The following is a 1,778-nucleotide window of genomic DNA, read 5'->3' as shown; positions in this document are numbered from 1 at the left end:
CCTGAATAATTCACGAGGGCAATAAAAAAGGGATGCATAATCGCCACAAGGTTTTATTTTATTGGTGCTTAGACAACAAATAACCACTGGACGGCTATGCAACTCCCTTACACCAATATACACACTGACCAGCCCAACCAACAAGCGCTATTTCCTGATTGTTTCGAAGTATCCGTTGCCCCTGTCAAGGGCAAAAAAGTGGTTCTTGATTTTCAGGGAGGCAACGCCACCAGCGATGCCGGTGTCCTGCTGTTGAAGGAAGTCGAGTCCATGACCAGGATCGTTCCGAAGCTTGCCGATTGCATTGCCGATTCCCGTCGGACCTCATCTGTCATGCATTCGATCCCTGACCTGATCGCCCAGCGGGTCTACCAGATCGCCTGCGGCTATGAGGACGGCAACGACAGCAATTCCATGCGGAAGGATCCCGCTCTCAAGATGGCCCTCAACCGTCTTCCTGAAAGCGGCGATGACCTTGCCAGCCAGCCTACCTTCAGCAGGCTTGAGAACATGGTTACCCGTCCGGAACTCTATCGTATGGCTGTCGGGTTCCTCGATCATTTCCTTGACTCCTACACCGAGGCACCGCGGGTCATCGTCCTGGACTTTGACGATACCGAGGATGTTGTTCATGGCAAACAGCAGCTGGCGCTTTTCAACGGCTATCACCAGGAGACCTGTTACCAGCCTCTCCATGTTTTCGAGGGGTTGACTGGCAAGCTGATTGCCTCGATCCTTCGCCCCGGCAGACGCCCGACCGGCAAGGAGATTGTATCATACGTGAAGCGCATTGTCCGCCATATCCGGAGCAGGTGGCCGGAAACAATCATCGTCTACCGCGGCGACAGCCATTACGGTGTGCCGGAAGTCTACTCCTTCCTTGCCAGAGAGCAGAACTGCTACAGCGTGACCGGCCTCGGCGGTAATGACGTGCTGCTCCGCTCCGTCAAGGACATTATTGAGGAGGTCAAGAAGCATGGAGCCGGATACCGCCGTTACCATACCTTTCAGTATCAGGCACGGAGCTGGAAGGAGACCCGCAGAGTGGTCGCCAAGGTCGAGATGACCGAAAAGGGGCTGAACGTGCGCTTCATCAGCACCGACATGCAGGAGGCAAAGGCCAAGACTCTGTACGAGCAGATTTACAGTGCACGTGGCAACGATGAACTCTACATCAAGGCGCATAAAACGTTCATGAAAAGCGACCGGACCTCATGCCATCGCTTTCTTGCCAACCAGTTCAGGGTCTTCCTGCATTCGGCGGCCTATGTCCTGGTCCACGCCTTCCAGACCAACCTGCTCCGGGGCACCGCCCTTGCCACGGCGACCTTCGAGACAATCCGATTGAAGCTCCTGAAAATCGGAGCGAAGGTCATTGAGATGAAGACACGCATCAAGGTGCATCTGCCGACCTCATATCCGTACAAACCGATACTGAACAAGTGCTTCGCCGTCCTTGAGCACCTGCGATCAGTCCCATGGCCATCAACAGCAATTCCGTAATGCTGTAACGTTTCCGGAGGGGGAAGGTAACAATCAAACATAGCTACAGGAAGGGCGTAAAAGTCATGACGTCAAGGCAAGACTATGGCCTCATGGTATCTGAGGCCATAGTCTTACGGGGATAAGCCGCTTTTCCGGCATCAGTAAATTCCCGATAAGGGGTGAACGTATGACGCGAAGACACGACAGGTCGGCATCTCAGGTTGGCTTCGCCTATGGCAGGCTCACTTTTGGCTCGAGATGCCTCTCTTTTGCAGTCTCATGAATTATTCAGG

The 1,778-nt window shown here is 53.8% G+C and carries 1 protein-coding gene; it reads left to right on the top strand.

What is annotated here, in order from left to right:
- Positions 1-96: 96 nt before the first annotated feature.
- Positions 97-1,503 (top strand): IS1380-like element ISCph6 family transposase, encoded by a 1,407-nt coding sequence (locus A3K90_RS00005; protein ID WP_011743933.1) that lies wholly within the window; start codon positions 97-99, stop codon positions 1,501-1,503.
- Positions 1,504-1,778: the final 275 nt, after the last annotated feature.

It is taken from the genome of Pelodictyon luteolum (genome assembly GCF_001622165.1).
In the GTDB taxonomy this organism is placed as follows: domain Bacteria; phylum Bacteroidota; class Chlorobiia; order Chlorobiales; family Chlorobiaceae; genus Chlorobium; species Chlorobium luteolum_B.
The sequence above is the reverse complement of the archived record's forward strand: the minus strand, read 5'-3'. Positions and strand labels throughout refer to the sequence as shown.

Excerpts from the sequence above, each read along its gene's own strand:
- A3K90_RS00005 (WP_011743933.1), top strand. The coding sequence starts at position 97 with ATGCAACTCCCTTACACCAATATACACACTGACCAGCCCAACCAACAA.